General features: G+C 64.7%; 22 protein-coding genes. 8 read left to right on the plus strand and 14 right to left on the minus strand.

Features of this window, described 5'->3' with window-relative positions; genetic code table 11:
* Positions 1-50: 50 nt before the first annotated feature.
* The 4 genes from ACK41V_RS11845 to ACK41V_RS11860 all read right to left on the minus strand — a co-directional run bounded on the left by ACK41V_RS11845 (position 51) and on the right by ACK41V_RS11860 (position 3,048).
* A complete protein-coding gene (locus ACK41V_RS11845; protein ID WP_409782425.1) occupies positions 51-467 on the minus strand; it encodes an organic hydroperoxide resistance protein in 417 nt (138 codons plus the stop codon).
* An 86-nt stretch (positions 468-553) separates the two neighbouring features.
* Entirely contained in the window at positions 554-1,015 is a 462-nt protein-coding gene (locus ACK41V_RS11850; protein ID WP_409782428.1) for a MarR family winged helix-turn-helix transcriptional regulator, read from the minus strand.
* 263 nt (positions 1,016-1,278) lie between these two features.
* Entirely contained in the window at positions 1,279-2,112 is an 834-nt protein-coding gene (locus ACK41V_RS11855) for a crotonase/enoyl-CoA hydratase family protein (RefSeq protein WP_409782431.1), read from the minus strand.
* Between the two features lie 87 nt (positions 2,113-2,199).
* Positions 2,200-3,048 carry a 3-hydroxybutyryl-CoA dehydrogenase gene (locus ACK41V_RS11860; protein ID WP_409782434.1) on the minus strand — a complete coding sequence of 283 codons (849 nt, stop codon included), beginning with the start codon at positions 3,046-3,048 and terminating at the stop codon, positions 2,200-2,202.
* Between the two features lie 120 nt (positions 3,049-3,168).
* On the opposite strand from ACK41V_RS11860, the gene ACK41V_RS11865 reads away from it, so the two are divergent.
* Positions 3,169-4,758, plus strand: coding sequence for a GMC family oxidoreductase (locus tag ACK41V_RS11865; protein WP_409782435.1), 1,590 nt, complete (start codon positions 3,169-3,171; stop codon positions 4,756-4,758).
* A gap of 203 nt (positions 4,759-4,961) precedes the next feature.
* The gene (locus ACK41V_RS11870) at positions 4,962-5,717 is read left to right on the plus strand and encodes a hemerythrin domain-containing protein (protein ID WP_409782438.1); all 756 of its coding nucleotides are present in this window, start codon (positions 4,962-4,964) and stop codon (positions 5,715-5,717) included.
* A gap of 24 nt (positions 5,718-5,741) precedes the next feature.
* Here the strand turns inward: ACK41V_RS11870 and ACK41V_RS11875 are convergent, their stop codons facing one another.
* Positions 5,742-6,605: an ABC transporter permease gene (locus ACK41V_RS11875; RefSeq protein WP_409782441.1), complete on the minus strand. Its 864-nt coding sequence runs from the start codon at positions 6,603-6,605 to the stop codon at positions 5,742-5,744.
* Positions 6,606-6,701: 96 nt separating this feature from the next.
* On the opposite strand from ACK41V_RS11875, the gene ACK41V_RS11880 reads away from it, so the two are divergent.
* From ACK41V_RS11880 to cynS, 6 genes are all read left to right on the plus strand, one after another.
* Complete coding sequence (locus ACK41V_RS11880) at positions 6,702-7,913, plus strand: PAS domain S-box protein (protein ID WP_409782444.1); 1,212 nt, start codon at positions 6,702-6,704, stop codon at positions 7,911-7,913.
* Complete coding sequence (locus ACK41V_RS11885; protein ID WP_409782447.1) at positions 7,910-8,596, plus strand: response regulator; 687 nt, start codon at positions 7,910-7,912, stop codon at positions 8,594-8,596. Before ACK41V_RS11880 ends, ACK41V_RS11885 begins: the two co-directional genes overlap by 4 nt.
* A gap of 146 nt (positions 8,597-8,742) precedes the next feature.
* The gene (locus ACK41V_RS11890) at positions 8,743-10,149 is read left to right on the plus strand and encodes a CmpA/NrtA family ABC transporter substrate-binding protein (protein WP_409782450.1); all 1,407 of its coding nucleotides are present in this window, start codon (positions 8,743-8,745) and stop codon (positions 10,147-10,149) included.
* Position 10,150: 1 nt separating this feature from the next.
* Entirely contained in the window at positions 10,151-11,017 is an 867-nt protein-coding gene (gene ntrB / locus ACK41V_RS11895; protein ID WP_409782453.1) for a nitrate ABC transporter permease, read from the plus strand.
* A complete protein-coding gene (locus ACK41V_RS11900) occupies positions 11,007-11,885 on the plus strand; it encodes an ABC transporter ATP-binding protein (protein WP_409782456.1) in 879 nt (292 codons plus the stop codon). The genes ntrB and ACK41V_RS11900 overlap by 11 nt, the downstream gene beginning before the upstream one ends.
* Positions 11,886-12,000: 115 nt before the next feature.
* Positions 12,001-12,444, plus strand: a complete 444-nt coding sequence (gene cynS / locus ACK41V_RS11905) for a cyanase (RefSeq protein ID WP_057199926.1) — start codon at positions 12,001-12,003, stop codon at positions 12,442-12,444.
* Between the two features lie 22 nt (positions 12,445-12,466).
* On the opposite strand, the gene ACK41V_RS11910 is transcribed toward cynS, so the two are convergent.
* From ACK41V_RS11910 to ACK41V_RS11950, 9 genes are all read right to left on the minus strand, one after another.
* The gene (locus tag ACK41V_RS11910; protein ID WP_409782460.1) at positions 12,467-13,237 is read right to left on the minus strand and encodes an anti-sigma factor domain-containing protein; all 771 of its coding nucleotides are present in this window, start codon (positions 13,235-13,237) and stop codon (positions 12,467-12,469) included.
* Positions 13,234-13,800 (minus strand): sigma-70 family RNA polymerase sigma factor, encoded by a 567-nt coding sequence (locus ACK41V_RS11915; protein WP_409782463.1) that lies wholly within the window; start codon positions 13,798-13,800, stop codon positions 13,234-13,236. The genes ACK41V_RS11910 and ACK41V_RS11915 overlap by 4 nt, the downstream gene beginning before the upstream one ends.
* Before the next feature lie 99 nt (positions 13,801-13,899).
* On the minus strand, positions 13,900-14,478 hold the full coding sequence (locus tag ACK41V_RS11920; RefSeq protein ID WP_409782466.1) for a DUF3455 domain-containing protein: 579 nt from the start codon (positions 14,476-14,478) through the stop codon (positions 13,900-13,902).
* 155 nt (positions 14,479-14,633) lie between these two features.
* The gene (locus ACK41V_RS11925) at positions 14,634-15,413 is read right to left on the minus strand and encodes a diguanylate cyclase domain-containing protein (protein ID WP_409782469.1); all 780 of its coding nucleotides are present in this window, start codon (positions 15,411-15,413) and stop codon (positions 14,634-14,636) included.
* Between the two features lie 111 nt (positions 15,414-15,524).
* Positions 15,525-16,856 (minus strand): FAD-dependent oxidoreductase, encoded by a 1,332-nt coding sequence (locus tag ACK41V_RS11930; RefSeq protein WP_409782472.1) that lies wholly within the window; start codon positions 16,854-16,856, stop codon positions 15,525-15,527.
* Positions 16,853-18,010, minus strand: coding sequence for an acyl-CoA dehydrogenase family protein (locus ACK41V_RS11935; RefSeq protein ID WP_409782475.1), 1,158 nt, complete (start codon positions 18,008-18,010; stop codon positions 16,853-16,855). The genes ACK41V_RS11930 and ACK41V_RS11935 overlap by 4 nt, the downstream gene beginning before the upstream one ends.
* A gap of 45 nt (positions 18,011-18,055) precedes the next feature.
* Positions 18,056-18,625: an OsmC family protein gene (locus ACK41V_RS11940; protein WP_409782478.1), complete on the minus strand. Its 570-nt coding sequence runs from the start codon at positions 18,623-18,625 to the stop codon at positions 18,056-18,058.
* Between the two features lie 86 nt (positions 18,626-18,711).
* A complete protein-coding gene (locus ACK41V_RS11945; protein WP_409782481.1) occupies positions 18,712-19,623 on the minus strand; it encodes a sulfurtransferase in 912 nt (303 codons plus the stop codon).
* A gap of 234 nt (positions 19,624-19,857) precedes the next feature.
* The gene (locus tag ACK41V_RS11950) at positions 19,858-21,498 is read right to left on the minus strand and encodes a sigma-54 interaction domain-containing protein (protein ID WP_409782484.1); all 1,641 of its coding nucleotides are present in this window, start codon (positions 21,496-21,498) and stop codon (positions 19,858-19,860) included.
* Positions 21,499-21,525: the final 27 nt, after the last annotated feature.

A 21,525-nucleotide genomic window follows, 5' to 3' on the forward strand; every position in this document is an offset into this window, starting at 1 on the left:
CCATCCCGCCAAGACCGCTGCGCGGCCACTGGGAGGTCGTCAACACGTTCTCACACCAGCGTGATGGTCACGTCGATGTTGCCGCGCGTGGCGTTGGAGTAAGGGCAGACCTGGTGGGCTGCGTCCACCAGCGCCTGGGCGGCGGTGCGGTCCATGCCGGGCAGGCTGATGTTCAGGCGGGCGGCAATGCCGTAGCCCTGGCCGACCTTGCCCAGGTCCACGCTGGCGTCGATCGACAGGTCGTCTGGCAGTGCGATCTTTTGCATGCCAGCCACAGCCTTCATCGCACCGATGAAGCAGGCCGAGTAGCCAGCGGCAAACAGCTGCTCGGGGTTGGTGCCGGTGCCGGCGGTGCCGGGCGAGGACAGCTTGACGTCCAGGCGGCCGTCATCGGTGCGCGATGCGCCGTCGCGGCCACCGGTGGTGTGGGCATTGGCGGTGTACAGAACTTTTTCGAGCGAGGCCATGGTGTTTTCCTTTGAGATGTTGCCCGCAAGGCGGGACGGTGGAGGGAATCGGTAACTGAGTAAAAAACGTTGGGGCGTGGCGTGGTTCAACGCGGGTTGAGCTTGTCGCGCAGGTTTTTGAGCTGGCCCGTCAGCGCAGCCAGTTCGGGCAGCGAACACTGGCTGCTTTGCAGCACGCACTGCGGGATGACCTCGGCCTGGTTGCGCAAAACGCGGCCCGCGGCGGTGAGGGTGATGCGCACGCGGCGCTCGTCCTCTACATCACGCAGCCGGGCAATGTGGCCCTGCGCCTCCAGGCGCTTGAGCAGCGGGGTGAGCGTGCCGGAATCGAGAAACAGGCGCTCACCCAGGTCAGACACTGTGAGGCCGTCCTGCTCCCACAACACCAGCATCACGAGGTACTGCGGGTAGGTGAGGCCGATGGCGTCGAGCAGCGGCTTGTAAAGCTTGGTCATCGCCAGCGAGGCGGAATACAGCGCAAAGCAGACCTGGTTGTCCAGCTGCAGGGCGGCAGGGCTGGGGGGGGGGGGCGTGCTGTGGCTGGGCATGGGGTGAATTGTGATGCTAAATTAAATTGTGTGCAATTGAATTGTGAAAAACTTTGTTAACGGGTGGGATTGGCTCCGGGTGTGGGCGGCATGGCGCCGTTGGTGCTATTCGCGGGCGACGTGTGCGTTGGCCCTGAAAAGCGGCACCTCGATGGCTGAAATCAGTATGCTATCAATAGTGAAGCTACTAGTGCTTATGGAATAAGCGCTAGAGGCCAATTGGTCTAAAAGTTAACCTCTGTTTGACAATCGCTGCTGCGCCATCACCGCCCGCTGAACTGCGCGGGCCGCCGCTCCACAAAGGCACGCACGCCCTCGGCCGCATCCTCGCTGTTGGCCAATTGCTTCTGCACCGGGATGAACTCCGCCACCGCAGCGGCCTGCCCCTGTTCGATGGCTTTAAGCACGTTGAGGCGTGTGGCCACCACGGCGCGCGGCGCCTGGGCGGCGATGCGCTGGGCGATGGCCAGGGCCTCGTCCAACTCTTGGCCTGCGGGCACCACCTTTTGCACAAAGTTAAGGCGCAAGGCTTCGGCGCTGCCGAACTCATCGGCGGTCAGCAAATGCAGCAGCGCATTGCCCGTGCCTGCCCGCTCGGCCATGCGCAGCGTGGCGCCGCCCGTGGCCATGATGCCGCGCTGCACCTCCATCTGCGAGAAGCGGCAGTTGTCGGCCGCCACCACGATGTCAGCACCGAGCATCAGCTCGATGCCCACGGTGAAGCAGATGCCTTTGACCGCCACCACCATGGGTTTGGTGCGCCGCCGGTAGCCGGGCAGGCCGTAGTCGTGTGGCTCGACCAGGCCTTCGGGGATGGCTTTTTCGCCACGCTGCATGTAGGCACTGACAGCGGGTAGGTCCAGCCCGGCCGTGAAATGGTCGCCCATCGCGTGCAACACGCCCACGCGCAGGGCGGGGTCGTCATCGAGGCGGGTGTAAGCCTCGGCGAGCTGGCGGAACATGGGGGGCGTCCAGCCATTGCGCTTGGCCGGGCGGTTGATGCCGATCAGCAGAACGTGACCGAGCACCAGAGTGTCGATGCAGCCCTCGGGTGGGGGCGTGTTGCTGGATAGGGTGTTTGCGGTGGTTTCTGACATGGCCGGGTCTCCTGTTCGTTTCCACGATTGAAAACCCGGCGCGCCGCCTGCGCCGTCCCCAGGGGGACAACGCAGTGCCTTCAACGGTCAGTAGGTGTAAACACCTTGGCCGGTCTTGCGCCCCAGGCGGCCCGCAGCCACCATTTCCTTGAGCAACGGGCAGGGGCGGTACTTGCTGTCGCCGAACTCGGTGAGGTACACGTCCATCACGGCCAGGCACACGTCCAGGCCGATCATGTCGGCCAGCGCCAGCGGGCCGATGGGTTGGTTGCAACCCAGCTTCATGCCCGCGTCGATGTCCTCGGGCGTGGCCAGGCCTTCGGCCAGCACGAAGAATGCCTCGTTGATCATGGGCACCAGGATGCGGTTGACCACAAAGCCGGGCGCATTCTTCACGGTGATGGGGCTCTTGCCCAGGGCTTCGGCCAGGGCTTTGACGGCATCGTGCGTGGCGTCGCTGGTCTGCAGGCCGCGGATGATCTCCACCAGCGCCATCATGGGCACGGGGTTGAAGAAGTGCATGCCAATGAACCTGTCGGCGCGGCTGGTGGCGGCGGCCAGCTTGGTGATGGAGATCGACGAAGTGTTCGATGCGATCAGCACCTCGGGCGCCACGATGGCGTCCACCTGCTTCAGGATCTTGAGCTTGAGCTCGTAGTTCTCGGTGGCGGCCTCGATCACGAGCTGCGCGGCTTTCAGGTCGTCGTAGCTGGTGGAGGTCTTGATGCGCGCCAGCGCCGCATCCTTGTCCGCGGCGCTGATCTTTTCTTTCTTGATCAGCCGGTCCAGGCTGCCAGCCACGGTGGCCAGGCCCTTTTGCACGGCCGCGTCGGAGATATCCACCATCACCACCTGGATGCCCGACACCGCGCAAGCCTGCGCAATGCCGTTGCCCATGGTGCCCGCGCCGATGATGCCAACGGTCTGAATCGTCATATAGAGAGCCTTCTTCAAAGTGAAACGGATGGGCCAGATGGTAAGACGAAAAGCACGCCCGTTCGGTTATCGTGGCGCCAGCCCGCTCAAACCCAGACGGGCGCTGGAGACAAAACAACCATGTTCGACTACATCGTGATTGGCGGCGGCTCAGCGGGCTCGGTGCTCGCAGGCCGGCTGACCGAAGACCCCGCCGTGCGCGTCTGCCTGCTGGAGGCGGGGCCTGCTGACAAGAGTGTGCTCATCCACTGCCCTGCAGGACTGGCCGTGATGGCCAAGTTCGAACTCAACGGCTGGGGCTTCAACACCATGCCGCAAGCCGCGCTCAATAACCGGCGCGGCTACCAGCCGCGCGGCAAGGTGCTCGGGGGCTCCAGCTCCATCAACGCCATGGTGTACGTGCGCGGCCAGCATGCCGACTACGACCACTGGGCCGCACAAGGCAACCCGGGCTGGGGTTGGGACGATGTAAAGCCCTACTTTTTGCGCGCCGAGAACAACGAGCGCGGCGCCGATGTCTGGCATGGCCAAGGGGGCCCGTTCAATGTGACGGACCTGGGCGCGCCCAATCGCTTCAGCCAATATTTCACCGATGCAGGGGTGCAGGCGGGACACCCGCACAACACCGACTTCAATGGCGCCACACAAGAAGGGGTCGGCCTGTACCAGGTCACACACAAAAACGGCGAGCGCCACAGCGCCGCCAAGGGCTACCTCACGCCGCACCTCGCGCGGCCCAATCTGCAGGTGATTACCGGCGCCCGCGCCACACGCATCCTGTTCGACGGCAAGCGTGCGGTGGGTGTGGAATACCGCCAGGGCGGCAGCTTGCAGCAAGTCAAGGCGAACCGCGAGGTGCTGCTGAGTGCAGGCGCGTTGCTCTCACCGCAGCTGCTGATGTTCTCGGGCGTGGGCGCGGGTGCGCAACTGCAAAAACACGGTATTGCCGTGCTGCACGACCTGCCGGGCGTGGGGGCGCACCTGCATGACCACCCGGATGTCGTGCAAGTCATGGACGCCCCGGCACTCAAGGACTTGTTTGGACTTTCGGTATCGGGCATGGCGCAGACGGTGCGCGGAATGCTCGAATGGCGCAAGCACCGCACCGGCATGTTGACCACCAACTTTGCGGAGGCGGGGGGGTTCATCAAGAGCGATCCGTCGGAACCCGCGCCCGACCTGCAACTGCATTTCGTGATCGGCAAGCTCGTGGACCACGGGCGCAAAACGGTGTTCGGCCATGGTTACTCATCCCATGTGTGCCTGCTGCAGCCGCGCAGCCGCGGCACGGTGTCACTGGCCAACGGTGACCCCATGGCCTTGCCACTGGTCGATCCGCAATTCCTCGCCGATGCGGATGACATGCGGCGCATGGTGCGCGGCTTCAAGCGCATGCGCGAGATCCTGGCGCAGCCTGCGCTGGCAAAGTTTGGTGCGAAGGAATTGGCGGCATCGGCCAGTGCGCAGACCGACGCGCAGATCGAGCAGTTCATTCGGCAGTACGCCGACACCATTTATCACCCCGTGGGCACCTGCCGCATGGGCCCTGGGCCGATGGACGTGGTGGACGCCGAACTTCGGGTACGCGGGGTCCAAGGTCTGCGCGTGGTGGATGCGTCTGTCATGCCACGCATCGTGAGCGGCAACACCAACGCGCCCACGGTGATGATTGCGGAAAAAGCCGTGGACCTGCTGCGCGCCGCGGCGTGACAGATTTCACGCAGAGGGGGTGAAGGCGCCGCGCAGGCTCCCTTCCATGGGCTGAAAGCGGAAGTTCTTCACACGCAAAAAACGCCGCTGTTCCTAGACTTCATTCATCGGCTGCGGGTGCATGGTGCACCCGGCCGACACCGCACAAAGACGGTGAAGCCACCGGCCTCCAAAACAGTTTGGCCGCATGAAAGAAGACTGCGATGAACATCGACCCCCGTGAAATTTCTGCCCTGATTGACGCCCACGCCGATGCGTCGGCCCAGCCGGTTGCGCCGCGCATTGACTTGTATGTCGGCATCCACAAGGCACTGCGTGCACTGATGGCGCATACGCTGCTGGCCCTTGGCCGCATGGACGTGACCGACGACGAAGAGTTCTGCAGCCATTGCGAGCGCGTGATGGATCTGCTGGACCTGTGCCGGTCGCACCTGCACCACGAGAACACCTTTGTGCACGCCGCCATCGAAGCCCGTGCGCCCGGTGCAGCCCAGGTGCTGGAGCGTGAGCATGGGGAGCACGAAGCGGCTATCACAGCCCTGGCCGCCGGAGTCACGCAGTTGCTGGGCTGCGCACCGGCGGTGCGGCCCGCGGCGTCCCAGGCGCTGTACCGGCAACTGGCCCTGTTTATTGCCCACAACTTTGAGCACATGCACGCCGAGGAGACCACGCACAACAGCGTGCTGTGGGCGCATTACAGCGACGAGGAACTGGTGGGCATCCACAACGCACTGGTTGCGTCTATCCCTCCACACGAGATGATGGCCATCCTGCGCTGGCTGGTGCCTTTCATGTCGCCCCCTGAGCGCACTGCGATGCTGGCCGACATGCGCGCGCATGCCCCTGCGCCGGTGTTCACGGCGGTGCTCGACAGTGTGCAGCCACACCTCACGCCGTTCGAGTGGATCAAACTCATGCGCAGCCTCGGCCTGCCCGCGGTGCCGGGCCTAGTGCACTGAACTGCAGCACCGGCCTGGGCTACTTCAGGCCTTGAACCGCTTGCGGGTCAGCGCCAGCGCCACCCAGAACGCCCCCACGGTGGTCACTGCCAGCACCAGGCCATGGCGCAGCGCGTTGTCCGGCCACTGGTCCATGAACAGGGGCCGGACCACTTCAACGGCGTTGGTCAGTGGCAGCCAGTCGGAGATGGCGCGCACGATGGGCGGCAACTGCTCGCGCGGGAAGAACACGCCTGACAGGAACATCATCGGCGTGAGCACCAGCGTGAAGTAATACGTGAAGAAGTCGTACCCCTTGGCCAGCGCATTAAAGATCAGCGCAATGCTGGAAAACATGATGCCCACGAACACCAGCACCGGCCAGGCCAACAGCAGCTTGGGGCTGTGGCTGATGCCCAGGGCCAGCATGACGCCGAGGATGGCGGTGACGGTGAACACCGCTTTGAAGGCCGCCCACAGCATCTCTGCCAACACCACATCGTCCAGGCTGATGGGTGCATTCATGATGCCGTCCCAGGTCTTTTGCACATGCATGCGCGAGAAGGCCGAGTACAGCGCCTCAAAGCTTGCAGCGTTCATCGCGCTCATGCAGATGGAGCCGCTGGCCAGGAAGAGGATGTAGGGCACTTGGGTATCGCCACCTGCTGTGGTCACGTTCACCTGGCCCACCAGAGCTCCCATGCCATAGCCAAAAGCCACCAGCCACATCAGTGGTTCCGCAATGTTGCCTACCAGGCTGGGGATGGCCAGCTTGCGCCACACCAGCAGGTTGCGCATGAACACCGGCCAGCATCGCGTCGAGAGACTGGGCGCACGCCATACCGAAGGATTGGGAGGCATCGTTGTGGCATCGGCTGCATCCGCCGCTGGGTTGGGAACAGTTTGCATAGGTCTATTGTGCTGCGTTCGCCGGTGCCATTGACGCGCCTGAAGCGCCGCGCTGCATGTGTGCGGTGGGCACGGCCATTGCTTGCAGGGGGATACATGACGACCACCCACGTGCTCAATCTCCCGGCTGGCGCCAGTGCGCTTTGGCAGAACCGTCTGGGTTTGCTGCTGGATTCCACGGGAGAAGGCGTATTTGGTATTGACCTGGCCGGTAACTGCGTTTTCATTAACCGGGCGGGGGCGCAGATGCTGGGCTTTGCGGCGGAGGAGGTGATGGGGCGCAACATGCACGCGCTGACCCACCACTCCCATCCAGACGGCAGCCCTTATGCCGATAGCGATTGCCCCATCTTCAACGCGTTTCGCAATGGCCTGCCGTGCCGGGTGGATACCGAGGTCTTCTGGCGGCGTGATGGCTCATCGTTTGCGGTCGAATATTCAAGCCATCCCATTCTGGAGGGCGAGCAGGTGCACGGCGCCGTCATCGCCTTCCTGGACATCACCAGCCGCAAGCGCGCTGCTGATGAACTGCAGCGGGCCCATGACGAACTGGCCCTTGCCAACGACGAACTGGAGCGCCGTGTGGCTGCACGCACCCAGGAGCTTTCGCAAGCGCTGGTGCAGTTGCGTGAGCTGTCGGCGTACTCGGAACAAGTGCGTGAAGACGAGCGCACCCGCATTGCCCGTGAGGTACACGACGAGCTGGGCAGCCTGCTGGTGGCACTGAAGATGGATGTGAACTGGTTGCACAAGCGCCTGGGCGAGCAGGGCGAGCGCACCCCCGAGGCCGCGGGCGACATGCGTTTGCAGATGCGTTGCAAATGCCAGAACATGAGCCGCCTCATCGAAACCGCGGTGGACAACGTGGGCCGCATCATCACGGACCTGCGCCCCAGCATCCTGGACCATCAGGGCCTGTGGGCTGCGCTGGAGTGGCAGGCACAGGAGTTTGTGCAGTCGGCAGAGCTGCACCTGACCTGGCAAATGCAGGTGCCCGACGCATTGCATCTGCCGGAGCCTGCGGCCATTGCTGTTTTTCGCATTTTTCAGGAGATGCTGAGCAACGTGGGCCGTCACGCCCAGGCCAGTGCCATCGACATTTCCATCGAACTTCAGGATGACACGCTGCACTTGCGGGTGCGGGACAACGGCGTGGGCGCCACCCGGGAGGCGCTGGAGGCGCCGACTGCGTATGGTGTGATGGGCATGCGCGAGCGGGCCCGCCAGCTGGGCGGGCAGCTGCGCATCACCAGCGAGCCTGGAAAAGGCTCGTGCCTGCAGTTGCTGATTCCGTTGGAGTGGTCATGAGTTCTGTGGTCCGTGTGTTGATCGGGGACGACCATCGCATCGTGCGCGAGGGTCTCAAGCAGGTGTTGGGTGACCCCGCCAATGGGCTGCCCGACATTGCGGTGGTGTCAGAGGCCACACAGGGCGCCGAGGTGCTGGAGCAGGTCGCCGCACTCGCTGGCGCACAAGGGCTGGACCTGGTGCTGCTCGACATTGCCATGCCCGGCATGGACGGCCTGGAGGTTCTGCAGGCGCTGCGCAAGGCGTGGCCTGCCTTACCCGTTCTCATGCTCAGCACCTATCCCGAGCGGCAGTACGCGGTGCGATGCATTCAGATGGGGGCGGCGGGCTACCTTCACAAAAGTGCCGACCCGGACGACATGGTTGCCGCCGTGCGTAAGGCCGCGTCCGGTGGGCGGTATCTGACCGAGGCAACGGCTCTGGCGCTGGCCGGTGCGGTAGAACGCACCGGTGTGGTGCGGGCCACCAGCGCAGGGTTACCCGCTGGGGTGGACGCGCTATCGTATCGAGAGCATCAGGTGTTCCGCTTGCTGACGGCAGGCCAAAGCGTGAGCGAAATTGGTGCGCAGCTCAAGCTCGCGCCCAACACAGTGAGCACCTACCGCGCTCGCATCCTCGAAAAAACCGGCGCGCGCAATGACGTCGAACTCGCCCTTTTGGCGCGCGGGGCGCCAGAAAGCTGAGTCTTGCGCTTGTGCGGGCTGTTTTGTAGTGCTGGCCCTACACGCTGTAGATGTCAGCCCCACGAAATAGCAGGCCGCCCCACAACCACGCGCGAACTGGCCCGCGCTTTGCGTAGCGCTTGGCACCAACTTCTGTGAGGTGTGCCATGTCCGAATTCTTCTCGCCGTTTGATGCCGACCGCCCGTTGATGCTCAAGTGCAGCTGTGGCCGCGACCACACTGCCGCCGACCACCAGGCCGAAATGTCGGCACAAGCGGCAGCGGCCACGCTGCGCGCGCGCAGCCTCACCAGCCAGTTCGAGGCCTACAGCAACGAGTTCATCGAAGCCACGCTGGTCAAGGCCATCTTTCCGCAAGATGCAGTGCGCCGCCGCTTTATCAAGGCCGTAGGCAAGAGCACCGCAATGGCCGCCATTGCCAGCGTGTTGCCCGTGGCTAGCATGCAGGCCATGGCCCAGGAAAAGCAGGGTGCGCTGGAGAAGACCAACCTCAAGATCGGATTTATCCCGATCACCTGTGCCACGCCGCTGATCATGGCCCACCCCTTGGGCTTTTACCAAAAGCAAGGCCTGAATGTCGAAGTCACCAAGACCGCGGGCTGGGCGTTGATTCGCGACAAGATGATGAACAAGGAGTACGACGCCACGCACTTCCTGTCGCCCATGCCGCTCGCAATCTCGATGGGCCTGGGCTCCAACGCGATGCCGATGAATGTGGCGACCATTCAAAACGTCAACGGGCAGGCGATCACCCTGGCGCTCAAACACAAGAACAACCGCGATCCGAAAAACTGGAAAGGCTTCAAGTTTGCGATTCCGTTCGAGTACAGCATGCACAACTTTTTGTTGCGCTACTACCTTGCGGAAGCGGGCCTGAACCCGGATACCGACGTGCAGCTGCGTGTGGTGCCCCCGGCCGAGATGGTGGCCAACCTGCGTGCGGGCAACATCGACGGCTTCCTCGGCCCCGATCCCTTCAACCAGCGTGCGGTGTACGAGGAGGCAGGTTTCATCCACCTGCTCACCAAGGACCTGTGGAACGGTCATCCCTGCTGCGCCTTCGGCACCAGCACCGAGTTCATCCAGAAGAACCCGAACACCTTTGCCGCGCTGTATCGCGCGGTGCTCACCTCGGCTGCCATGGCGCGCGACCCGGCCAACCGCGAACTGATTGCCAAGGTGATTGCGCCCCAGGCCTACCTGAACCAACCCGAAGCGGTTCTCAACCAGGTGCTGACGGGCAAGTTCGCGGACGGCCTGGGCAAGATCCAGAACGTGCCCGACCGCGCCGACTTCGACCCGATGCCTTGGCAGAGCATGGCGGTGTGGATGCTCACGCAGATGCAGCGCTGGGGTTACGTCAAGGGCGATGTGAACTACAAGCAGATCGCTGAGAAGGTTTTCCTGATCACCGATGCCAAAAAGCACATGAAGGCACTGGATCAAAAGGTGCCAGATGGCGCGTACCCCAAGTTCAAGATCATGGGCAAGGAGTTCGATGCCGCCAAGGCCTCCGAATACGCCGCAAGTTTCCCGATCCGGAAGGTGGGCTGACATGGGCAGCACGCGCAACCTCAACGTCCGCGCTGGCGTGCTGTCAGTGCTGATCCTGATGGCTTTGCTGGGCATCTGGTATGTCGCGACCGCCAGCTCGGTGCCTGTGAACTCCCTCGCTGGCATGACCCCTGAGCAGATCGAGTACGCCAAGATGATGGGCAAGGACCCAGGCACGACCAAGAGCGACGGATTCCCCACGTTGGCGGACATGGGGACCACCGCTTGGGGCCACCTGTCCAACCCGTTCTACGACAACGGGCCCAACGACAAAGGCATCGCCATCCAGCTGGCGCATTCACTGGGCCGCGTGGCGCTGGGCTTTGGCCTGGCCTGCCTGGTGGCGATACCGCTGGGCTTCATCATCGGCATGTCGCCGCTGCTGCGCCGTGCGTTCGACCCCTTCATCCAGGTGCTCAAGCCCATCAGCCCGCTGGCGTGGATGCCGCTGGCGCTCTACACCATCAAGGACTCGTCGATCTCGGGCATCTTCGTGATCTTCATCTGCTCGGTCTGGCCGATGCTGGTGAACACGGCCTTCGGCGTGGCCTCGGTCAAGCGCGAGTGGCTCAACGTCTCGGCCACGCTGCAGGTCAACCCCCTGCGCAAGGCCTTCCTGGTGATCCTGCCGGCCGCGGCGCCCACCATCCTCACGGGCATGCGCATCAGCATGGGCATCGCCTGGCTGGTGATCGTGGCCGCCGAGATGCTGGTGGGCGGCACGGGCATTGGCTACTTTGTGTGGAACGAGTGGAACAACCTGTCGCTCACCAACGTGATCTTCGCCATCCTGGTGATTGGTGTGGTGGGCATGCTGCTGGACCTGGCCTTTGGGCAACTCCAGAAGGCGGTGACCTATGTGGAGTGACGTGACCCATCGCGCATCCGCTGCCCCCGATACAAGCGACGCAAGTGGCGCGCCGCAACGAAAGGCTTGTGCTGTGAACGGTTTTCTCCAGATTGAACGGCTCAGCAAGGCCTACGTCCCCACCAAACCGGTGTTTGCCGATGTGTCGTTCGCGCTCGACAAGGGCGAGTTCGTCTGCATCATCGGCCACTCGGGCTGCGGCAAGACCACCATCCTCAACGTGCTGGCGGGGCTGGATACCGCCACCTCGGGCAACGTCATCATGGACGGGCGCGAGATCTCTGGCCCCAGCCTGGACCGCGGTGTGGTGTTCCAAAGCCACGCACTCATGCCCTGGCTGACGGTGCGCCAGAACATCGCGTTTGCCGTGAAGTCGCGCTGGCCCGACTGGAAGAAGGCGCAGGTCGATGCCCATGTTGAGAAGTTCGTCGCCCTGGTGGGCCTGTCGCCCGCCATCGACAAGAAGCCCTCGCAGCTGTCGGGCGGCATGAAGCAGCGCGTGGGCATCGCGCGCGCCTTCTCCATCCAGCCCAAGATGCTGCTGCTCGATGAGCCCTTCGGGGCGCTCGACGCGCTCACGCGCGGCACCATCCAGGACGAACTGATGGCCATCGTGCGGCAGACGCAGCAGACCGTGTTCATGATCACGCACGACGTGGACGAAGCCATCCTGCTGGCCGACCGCATCTTGCTCATGAGCAACGGCAACGAAACCCCCGACGGTTACCGCCCGGGCGGTATTGCCGAGGTGGTGGTCAACCCGCTGCCCCGCGACCGCACGCGTGCCAGCCTGCACCATCTGGATGGCTATTACCCGCTGCGCAACCATATCGTGGACTTCCTGGTGACGAGAGCCAAAGCCCACTGAGTCTTCCCAGGCGAATACCTTCTCTTGTTGCCCGTCGTGGGCGACAGGGAGGGCTGCACCCTTAGATTCCTGTTCCCTGTTTCAAAACCCAATACCAACCCAAGGAGCCATCATCATGAACCGCAACGACGTCACCGAAAAGATCATCAGCACCAAGGTCTCCAAAGGCCTGCAATGGGATGCCATTGCCAAGAAGGTCGGCCAGTCCAAGGAATGGACCACCGCCCTGTGCCTGGGGCAGATGACCGCATCGCCCGAGCAGGCCAAGGTGCTGGGCAAGATCTTTGGCCTCACGGCCGAAGAGCAGAAGTGGCTGCAGGTTGTGCCCTACAAGGGCTCGCTGCCCACGCCCGTGCCCACCGACCCGCTGATCTACCGCTGGTATGAAATCGTGAGTGTGTACGGCACCACCATCAAGGAGTTGATCCACGAAGAGTTTGGTGACGGCATCATGAGCGCCATCGACTTCAGCATGGACATCACGCGCGAGGCCGACCCTAAAGGCGACCGCGTCAATGTGGTGCTGTCCGGAAAATTTCTGCCCTACAAGCAGTATTGAAATCTGCCGCAGGCCACGTTCGTCAGAGCACCTTGACGGCGCGGCCGATGAACTGAATAGGTCCTGTGGGTTTGCCAATCGGCGAGCCGGTGGGCGGCTCCAGCGTCAGCTCGAACAGCTGGTTGGGCTGCAAAGGTGGCAGCTTGTCCAGCGGGATCTGCAGTGGCTGCCCCGGCTTGACGAGGCCCAGCGACACGGGGCCGTTCCAGTCGTCAGCCTTGGTCCAGAACTCCAGCGCCTTGTCGGCGGGCACTTCCATCACGCCCAGCGGGATCAGGCTGATCTGCTGCGGCGAGCTGGCTTGCACCACCCAGCCCGGTGCTTTGTCTTGCGGGGCTACCAGCACCACCATGAACTGCGGCGGCGCGGCCACGGGGGCTACGCGGGTGACCAGCACGGCGGCCAGAACGGCCGCCATGGCAAACCCCGATCCGGCCAGGGCACGCCACAGGCCCAGATGATTCCACCAGCGGTCCGTCGACGGGACCACTGTGCGCTGGCGAACCTGAGGTGCCGCGGGTGCGGCTGCCGACGAGGCGCTGGCCGCTTGGATTGAGGTGTCAATGCGTGTCCACAGCGCGGCAGGGGGCGTGACGGGCTCGGCCAGGTGCGTGAGCGGCAGCAGTCGCGCTTCCCAGTCGGCCACAGCCCGCTGCAGTGTGACGTCGGTGGCCAGGCGTTGCTCTACAGCGCTGCGGGCGGCGGCAGGCAACGTTCCCAGCACGTATTCACCGGCCAGCACGTGCAGGTCTTCAGGGGCACTAGGTGTAGGTTGTTGTGTGTGCTGGTTCATGCCATGCACTCCCGCAGCGAGACCAGGCTGCGCCGTATCCAGGCCTTGACCGTGCCCAGCGGTGCGCCCAGGCGCTCAGCAATCTCGCCGTGTGAACAACCATCCACATAGGCGTGCAAGACGCAGCTTCGCCGCGCCGGGTCCAGACCCTCCAGGCAGTGCTGCAGGCGGCCCAGGCTGGCGTTCAGTTCAAAGGTTTCTTCCACCGCGTGGTAGGCCTGCACAGACATGTCGGCCTCCAGGGCTTGGTGAGTGGTTTCGTCTACATCAACGTGGCGGCCCGCGTCGCGCACAGCGTTCAGGGCCAGGTTGCGCACCACGCTGTAGATCCAGCCACGGGCGCTGCCCCGGGTTGCGTCAAAGCTGGCCGCGCGGGTCCAGATGTTCACGCAGGCGTCGTGCACGATGTCCTCGGCCAGCGCGCGTTGGCGCACGATGCGCAGGGCTACGCCCAGTAGGCGCGCGCCCTCTTGTTCATACAGGCGGCGCATGGCGCTCCGGTCCCCTGCGGCGCAGGCAACCAGGGTTGCTTCGTAGTCAAAATCGCCAGGGGTGTCAGGCACGGGTTGGAATGGGCTCGGCTAAAACGTCGGCGCATCGTAGCCCACAACCTGACGCTGCCTGCGCGCAATCCCCCGCGTTGCAGGGGATTGCCGTGGCGCTTAGGCTGCTTTCCAGAAGATGTAGTCGGCCTGGTACTTGACGATCTGGCGCTCGCCCTTGTTGGTGGGCGCGCAGGCAGATGCCGGTGCCACGCCACCCTTGAGTGCCACGCGCTGGATGTACGTGACGCCCGTCATGGCGCCCAGTCCCATGGCAGGGTTGGCCTTGACCAACTGGTAGGGCAGGTTGCCGGTGCCCGAAGGCGCCACGGCCAACTGCGTCGCAGTCAGCTTGGAACCATCACTCGACTCCCAGGTGGCGGGTGGGCCGTAGTAGGTGCCCACTTGTTTGCCGCTGCGGTCATTCAGCACGGCCTTGGGGCCCACAAACACCCACTCGGTCTGGCCGGGCATGTTGGCCTTGTCGCGGCATTCGTAGGTGATCTCGCCCACGCCCACGGTTTCCATGGTCACCCGATTGCCCGCTGGCACCTTGATGGTGTCTGGCAGGCTGTCCTGCGAGAACATGGGCTTGGCAGGCGATGACGCCATGGAGCCGCAGGCGCTCAGCAGCACGGCAGCGGCAATGGCGCCGGTCAGGGGGATCAGGCGGGAGAGGGTTGGATGCGTCTTGTTCATGGCGTTTCTCTTCTTCGGTTGGGTTGAAAGAACAGCAGCAAGATCCGCTGCTGTAGGTACTACCCACGAAAACGCCATTTGGATGCAGTCAGCGCGAAATATTTTTCTGCGCGCTTTAGTTCCTTGTTGAAACGCCCGGCCAACTGTCAGGTTGGTCACCCTCCGGTGTGCAGCGGAGCGGCTTTGGGCGAATACGCCCACACGTTGCGCCCGCGGTGCTTGGCCTCATAAAGCCCGGCATCGGCAAAGGCAATGAGCTCGTCCACGGTTTGCCCATGCTCCGGGAAATGGGCCAGCCCGATGCTGGTGCCGATGTCTGCCTGCCCGGCCGCCAGGGCAAAAGGCTCATTCAGGGTTTTCAACATGGTGTTGGCGATGGCCTGGGCATCCGTTGCTTCGGCGCAGCGCGGGAACACACACAAAAATTCGTCGCCCCCCAGGCGCGCCAGCGTGTCGCCTTCGTTCAGGCACACCGTCAGGCGCTCGGTCACCTTGCACAGCAGCTCATCACCTGCTGCGTGGCCCAAGGTGTCGTTGACCTTCTTGAACCGGTCCAGGTCCATGAAGAACACGGTAAACGACGAATGGCTGGTGCGCGCATCCGCGATGGCCTGGCGCAGGCGGTCGCGCGCAATCATGCGGTTGGGCAGATTGGTCAGCGGGTCCAGGTTGGCCTGCTCCAGCTCGCGGCGGGTTTGGTCCAGGTCTTCGATGCGGCATTCCAGCTCGAACTCGCGGGCTTCGAGCTTGACCACCATGTGGGCGAAGGATTCGGCCAACTGCGCGAGTGTGCTGTCGGCGGGGTGCTGGCCGGTCATGGCCATCAGGGGCTCTACCGCATGCAGGTCGCCGTGGTGGGCAATGCGCTGCATGACCTCATTGAGGCGCTGCAGAAAAAGTTGTTCTTGGTGTTGGGTGGGGGCGCCAGAGGTCAAGGGGGCTCCATGGGTGAGCGGTGCAGTCGTGTTCCGGCGGGCCGGGCCAGGGCGTATCGTAGGAAATCGGCGGCATCGGCGCAAGCGGAGTCCGTTCCGCATGGCACTCGCTCAGTGCAGCGTCAGCGGCCGGGTGGTGGTTTTCACCCGCACGACTGGGGCCCGGTTTCCATAGGGGCTGGCTCCCAAACCCAGCACGGCTGCGGCCAAGGTGCGCGCCTGGCGGGCAATCGGTTCGATGTACCGGCTGCACTGCCCATCGATGCTGATGCAGTCGCCCAGCGCATGGATGCCGGGCACGCTGGTCTGCAGCGTGTCTGCACTTACCGCAACGCCATGGGCCCAATCGAGCCCTGCACTCTGCGCCAGGCGGTGGGGGGGCAACAGGCCCACGGCCACCACCACTTCGTCGGCCGCAAAACGTGGTCCGCTGGTGGTGCTGACGCGGTAGCGCGAGCCCACGCGTTCCACCTGCTGCACCTGCAGGCCGCCTTCAAAGCGGATGGACAGGTCTTTCCACGCGTCGAGCAACTGCGGCCCCGCCTGCTGCTCGTGCCAGCGCGCCAGCGGTTCAGCAGCCGTGTCCAGCAGCGTGATGCGATGGCCGCCCAGCGCCAGGTCGTTGGCCAGTTCGCTGCCGATCAGGCCCGCGCCGATGATGAGCACGTCCTTGGGCAGGTCGCCCAGTTGCTGGCGCAGGCGCTGGTAGGCGTCCAGGTGGTTGATGCGCCAGCACATTTGGGGCGAGAGGCCGGGTGGCAGGGCCGCCTGCGCACCATGGGCCAGCACCAAGTGGCCGTAGCGCAGCGTGCCGCGGGTGGTGCGCAGTTGGCGCGTGTCGGCGCAGATGCGCACGGCATGGGTATGGGCCAGCAGGGTGACACCCAGGCGCTGCGCGGCATTGCGGCCGGTTTCGGACACCAGCGCCTGTGGGTCCAGCTGGCGCGCCATGGCCACCGACAGCAAGGGTTTGTCGTACCGGTCGCCCGCGCAGGCCGTGACCAGGGTGATGGGCAGCGTGGCGCTGTGCTGGCGCAGGGTTTCGGCCAGCTGCCAGCCTGCGCGGCCTGCGCCGACGATGACCACGCCCGGCTCGCCACGCGGGCGGATGGAAGGGGGTGATGCGCTGGCTTGCGCCTTGAGGGCTTCCAGCGTGGGGACTTGATAAGGCGAAAAATCGGCCTTGGTTACCCCGCACAGGGGGCAGGCCCAGTCGTCGGGAATGTCCGCCAGCCGCGTGCCGGGGGGCAGGCCGCCATCGGGGTCGCCGTCGGCCTCGTTGTAGATGTAGCCGCAGGCGTTGCAGATGTAGCTTTGCCAGGGTGCCGCAGTGGCCCCATCGGCCGTATCGGCGAACGCACTGCACAGTGCCTGCGACGCCGCGCTCAACGCAAACTCAGAAGCAGCCAGTGGCGTGGTGGCAGTGGTGGTGGCGGGCGTCATGCGGGCATCTCCTCGGTGCTGAGCCGGGCGATCTCCTTGCGCAGGTGCTTGATGGCGGGCGTGACGATGGCCACAAAGTGCGACTCGCGCACGCGCCGCTGCACGTCCGAACTCATGAGGTAGCCGCGCGCACCCTGGTGCATCAGGGCCGACTGGGCGGCGCGCAGGCACAGCTCGGCGCCGTGGGCACGGGCGTCCAGCACGTCGATGAAGAAGTCGGTGCGGGTGTCAAACGGCGTCTCGGCCAGCCGCATCACCCGCGCAGTCAGCGCATCCAGCTCGGCCTGCAGCGCATCGGGCCGGTCTTCAAGAAACTGGTTGACATGGCCCAGTTGGGCCTCCACTGCCCACATCGAGTCGATGGCCCCCTGCGTGATGCCCACGGCCATGCCACATTGCAGCATCACAAATGCCGCGCGGATGCGCGCGATGAAGGGGCGTGTGGGGTCGGCCATGATCTCGGGCGTGCCGATGAAATGGTCCTTGAGCCGCAGCGCGTAGGTGCCGGTGCCCTCCATGGCCGAGAAGCTCGGGCATTCGCGCATCTCCACGCCAGGGGCATCGCAGCGCAGCAGGAACATCACCTCGCGCTGGCTGGCCGCGCCATCCGCCTCCACCACGGCTGCAATCGCGCCGCAGTAGTGGTCAGGCCCCAGGTTGCTCACCCAGGGCAGCGTGCCGTTGACGAGGTAGCCGCCCTCCACCGGCGTGGCCTTGAGCAGCAGGCTTTCGATCTGCGCGTAGCTCTTCATGGGGTTGGACAGCGCCGTGCCACCCAGGCCCGCGCCGCTGGCGTGGCGCTGCAGCACATCTCCCATCAAGGCCGGATTGCCCGACTGCTGCAGGTACAGCCCACACACCGCCTGGCACCACATCATGAAGCCGGTAGCGCCGCACACGCGCGAGGCCTCGGCCATGGCGCGGATGGCCAGGCCGTAGTCGGCCGGGCCGGCGGTGCTGTCCAGGTGCGCGCTCATCGCGCCCACGGCTGCCAGCTGCTGCAGCTCAGCGCAGGGGTAGTAGCCGGTGCGGTCAATCGCCTCCACCTGCGCGGCCAGCGGGCCCTGGGCAATGCTGCGCACGGCGGCCAGCAGCGCATCGCCCCGCAGGGCGCCGTCCAGGTGGAGTTGAGGGGGGAGGTCGGCGGGGTTCATGGGGCTCCTTGGGTGCGCGGGGCGGGCTCGATGGCGGCGGGTTAGCTAGTCCATCAGGCTGATTTCAAACGGGATGGGGTTGCGCAGGCTGTTCGCCACCGGTGAATAAAAATTGGCGTGCTGCACGATCTCATCGAGCACCTCGCGCGGCGCATCGCCTTCCACCAGCACCTTCACGCGGATCGCCTGAAAGCCCATCTCGGGCGGTGTCTTTTGCAGCGCGCCACCGGCACCCCAGGCGGCGGGGTTGCCGATATCGCCTTCCATGAAGATCTCGATCTTGCTGAGCTTGACCTGCTTCCAGGTGGCCACGGCCGTGATGCCCACAGCCAGGCAGCCGCCCAGGCCGGACAGCACGATCTCGCCGGGCGCGGGCGCTGTGTCCTGGCCGAACAGGTGCAGGGGCTCGTCCACCACCACCGGCGTGTGGTTGCCCACCGTGCTCAGCGAGCGGTACTGCCCCTCCATCACCGTGTGGACCTTGTTGGTGCCGCGGCTGGCGGGGTTGTTGCGGCCCTTGTCGGCAAACGCCATCAGCCCGTCGCGGTCGATGGGGCGCAGGTGCGTGTGCACGGTGGTGACGGGGGCAGAGGGTTCCAGCAGATCGGTGGACATGGGTTTCCTTGGAGAAAAAAGGAGAGGCAGAAAAATGAAATGAGGGGCTCGCAGCGGGCCATGCCCGCTGCAAAGACGCATGGGGCTCAGGCCGCCAGCGCCAGGGCAGGCTTCTTGGGGAACTTGACCAGCGGCAGCCCGCTTTCGATCGGCAGTTTGTCGTCGCGCGACCACTCGTTCCACGAGCCGAAGTACATGCGAACGTCGGCAAAGCCCGCCTGCTTGAGCGCGAGGAAGGTGTTGGACGCGCGCGCGCCCTTGAAGCAATACAGGTACACCGTGTCTGCCGGGCTGATGCCCGCCGTGGCGCATTCGGCGCGCACTTCATCGGGCGACTTGAACACCGGGCCCTGGGCCGAGGGCTTCATAAAGCGGTACCACTCCAGCCACTTGGCGCCCGGCAGGCGGCCCTTGCGAGGCGCAAAGTCCTTGCCATAGGGGCTGGAGCTGTCGCCAATCCACTCGTCCACATCGCGCACGTCCAGCAGCACGGTGTCGGTGCCCAGGGCCTCGATCACGTCCTCCTTGGTCAGCATCACATCGGTGGTGGCCAGGTCGGTGGGGAAGATGGCCGGTGTGGGCACCACGGCCTCGGTGGACGTGGGCAGTTCGGCGGCTTTCCAGGCCGAGTAGCCGCCGTTCAAGACCTTGACCTTGGGGTAGCCCAGCCAGGTCAGCAGGTAGTAGCCCCGGCACGACTGGCCGTACCCGCTGTTCAGCGCGTCTTCATAAAACACCGCCGTCTCTGCGCCCGACAGGCCGATGGCGCCCAGGTGTGCGGCAAAGGTGTCTTTCAGCTCCTGCAGTCCCTGGGGTGTGGAGGTGGCCAGGAAGGTGAAGGTCTCGCGCAAGTTGACGGCGCCAGGGATGTGCCCCAGGGCATAGGTGTCTGCGTCGCGGGTGTCGATCAGCACCACGGGCTCTGCGGCTTGCAGGGCCAACAACTGGGTGGGGGAGATCAGAACGGCGTCGGAGGCGGCGGCGGTCATGGTGCTCATGGGAAACCTTTCGATGCGGTGGAGGGCGGGATGCCTGCCTTCCTTATCGCAACAGGTGTGCCAGGACGTGTGAATGCAAAGAAATTTGAATAAAATTGACCGCTAGCGCTTATTGATAAAGCGCTGGCAGCTATTGATTTGATAGTGTTTTTGTGCCGACGCTCATCAAGAATTGGAATGACCCACACAGACGCTGAACACTGTGTCTACAAATTGTCGACACAGTGTTGGGCGTCACTTCAAGCCTGCTTTGCGCAGCCGGTAGCTGAACTGCCGCAGCGTCAACCCCAGGCTTTGTGCCGCGCGCGACTGGTTGCCGTGGTGTTCGGCCAGCGCGGTCTGCAGCACCAACACGCTGTGCGATTGGGCCGGGTGGTAGTCGCGCACCAGCGGCGCTGCGTGGGTGGCCGGGTTGGCTGCCGCTTCGTACGTTGCTGCAGACGGCGGAGCGGGCGGCACAACCACCGACGCAGCGGCGGGCAGAAACCGGTCCAGCTCCGCGCGCGCCACCAGCGTGTCGTTGGCCAGCAGCACCATGCGCTCGATCACATTGCCCAGCTCGCGAATGTTGCCGGGCCAGGGGTGTTCTTCTAGCCGGGCCAGCGCGTCGGGTGTCAGGTTCACGTTGCGCTGGTGCGCCTGGTTGGCGCGGCTCACAAAGTGCAGCGCCAGCGCGCGGATGTCCTCGCGCCGCTCGGCCAGCGAGGGCAGGCGGATGGGGATCACGTTCAAGCGGTAGTACAGGTCTTGCCGAAAGTGGCCGACCTCCACCTCCTGTGCTAGGTCGCGGTTGGTGGCGGCTACCAGGCGCACATTCACTTTGACCTCGCGCTGCCCGCCCAGGCGCACGAGCGTGCCCTCCTGCAAGGTCCGCAGCAGCTTGGACTGCATGGCCAGTGGCAGCTCGCCGATCTCGTCCAGAAAGATGGTGCCGCTGTCGGCCTGCTCGAACCAGCCGGGGCGCGCCGTGCTGGCGCCCGTGAAGGCGCCTTTTTCGTAGCCAAACAGTTCGGATTCAAACAGCGCATCCGGAATGGCCGAGCAGTTGACCTTGATAAAAGGCCGGTCGCGCCGCCCGCTGGCCAGGTGCACCGCGCGTGCAAACAGCTCCTTGCCCGTGCCCGACTGGCCCAGCAGCAGCACCGTGGCCTGGGTTTGCGACACGCGCTCCAGCTCGCTCAGCGCCTGCAGCAGCGGCGGCGAGCTGCCGATCAGCCCATAGCGCGCGCTTTTGGTGTTGAGCGCATTGGCCAGCACGGTATTGCGGGCCTCTAGCTGGCGCGTCTGCTCGGCCACCAGGGCTTCGAGCTGGAGCAACTGCCCCACCAGCGTGGCCAGCACGCGCAGCACGGCCAGGTCGTCGTTCAAATGCCGCTGGCGGCTGCGGATGCGGTGGCAGGCCAACACGCCGATGGGCGCGTTGTTGACCTCGATGGGCAGGGCGATGAAGGCCACCGTCTCGGGCGGCAGCTGGCTGCGCTCTACCGCACGCGCCAGAAACAGCGGTTCGGCATCAATGTCCTGCACGATGGCGGGCTGCCCCGTAGTCAGCACGCGGCCCGTGATGCCCTCGCCCCAGGCATACCGCCCGCGCTGCGCCTCGGCCTGGGTGAGGCCGTAGGCGTGCTGGATGGAGGCCGTGCGCGGCGGTCCGCCCTCGGCGGGGGTGCCGTCCACCAGCACGATGCGCCCCCGGTTCAAGCCCAGCAGCTCGCTCATCAGGTGCAGCATCTCGCGCAGCACCAGACCGGGCGCCAGGCTGCGGCCGATGAGGCGCATCACCTCGCGCATCAGCAGCAGCTCCTGGGCGTGCCAGTCGGTGGGGCTGTGCGAGCGGGCCGCGCTGGCGGGGTTGGGCTGGGGCGATGGGAGCATGGCCAGTGCGATTGCAAGTTCTGCGCC

The organism is Acidovorax sp., from assembly GCF_046291265.1.
GTDB lineage: Bacteria > Pseudomonadota > Gammaproteobacteria > Burkholderiales > Burkholderiaceae_C > Acidovorax.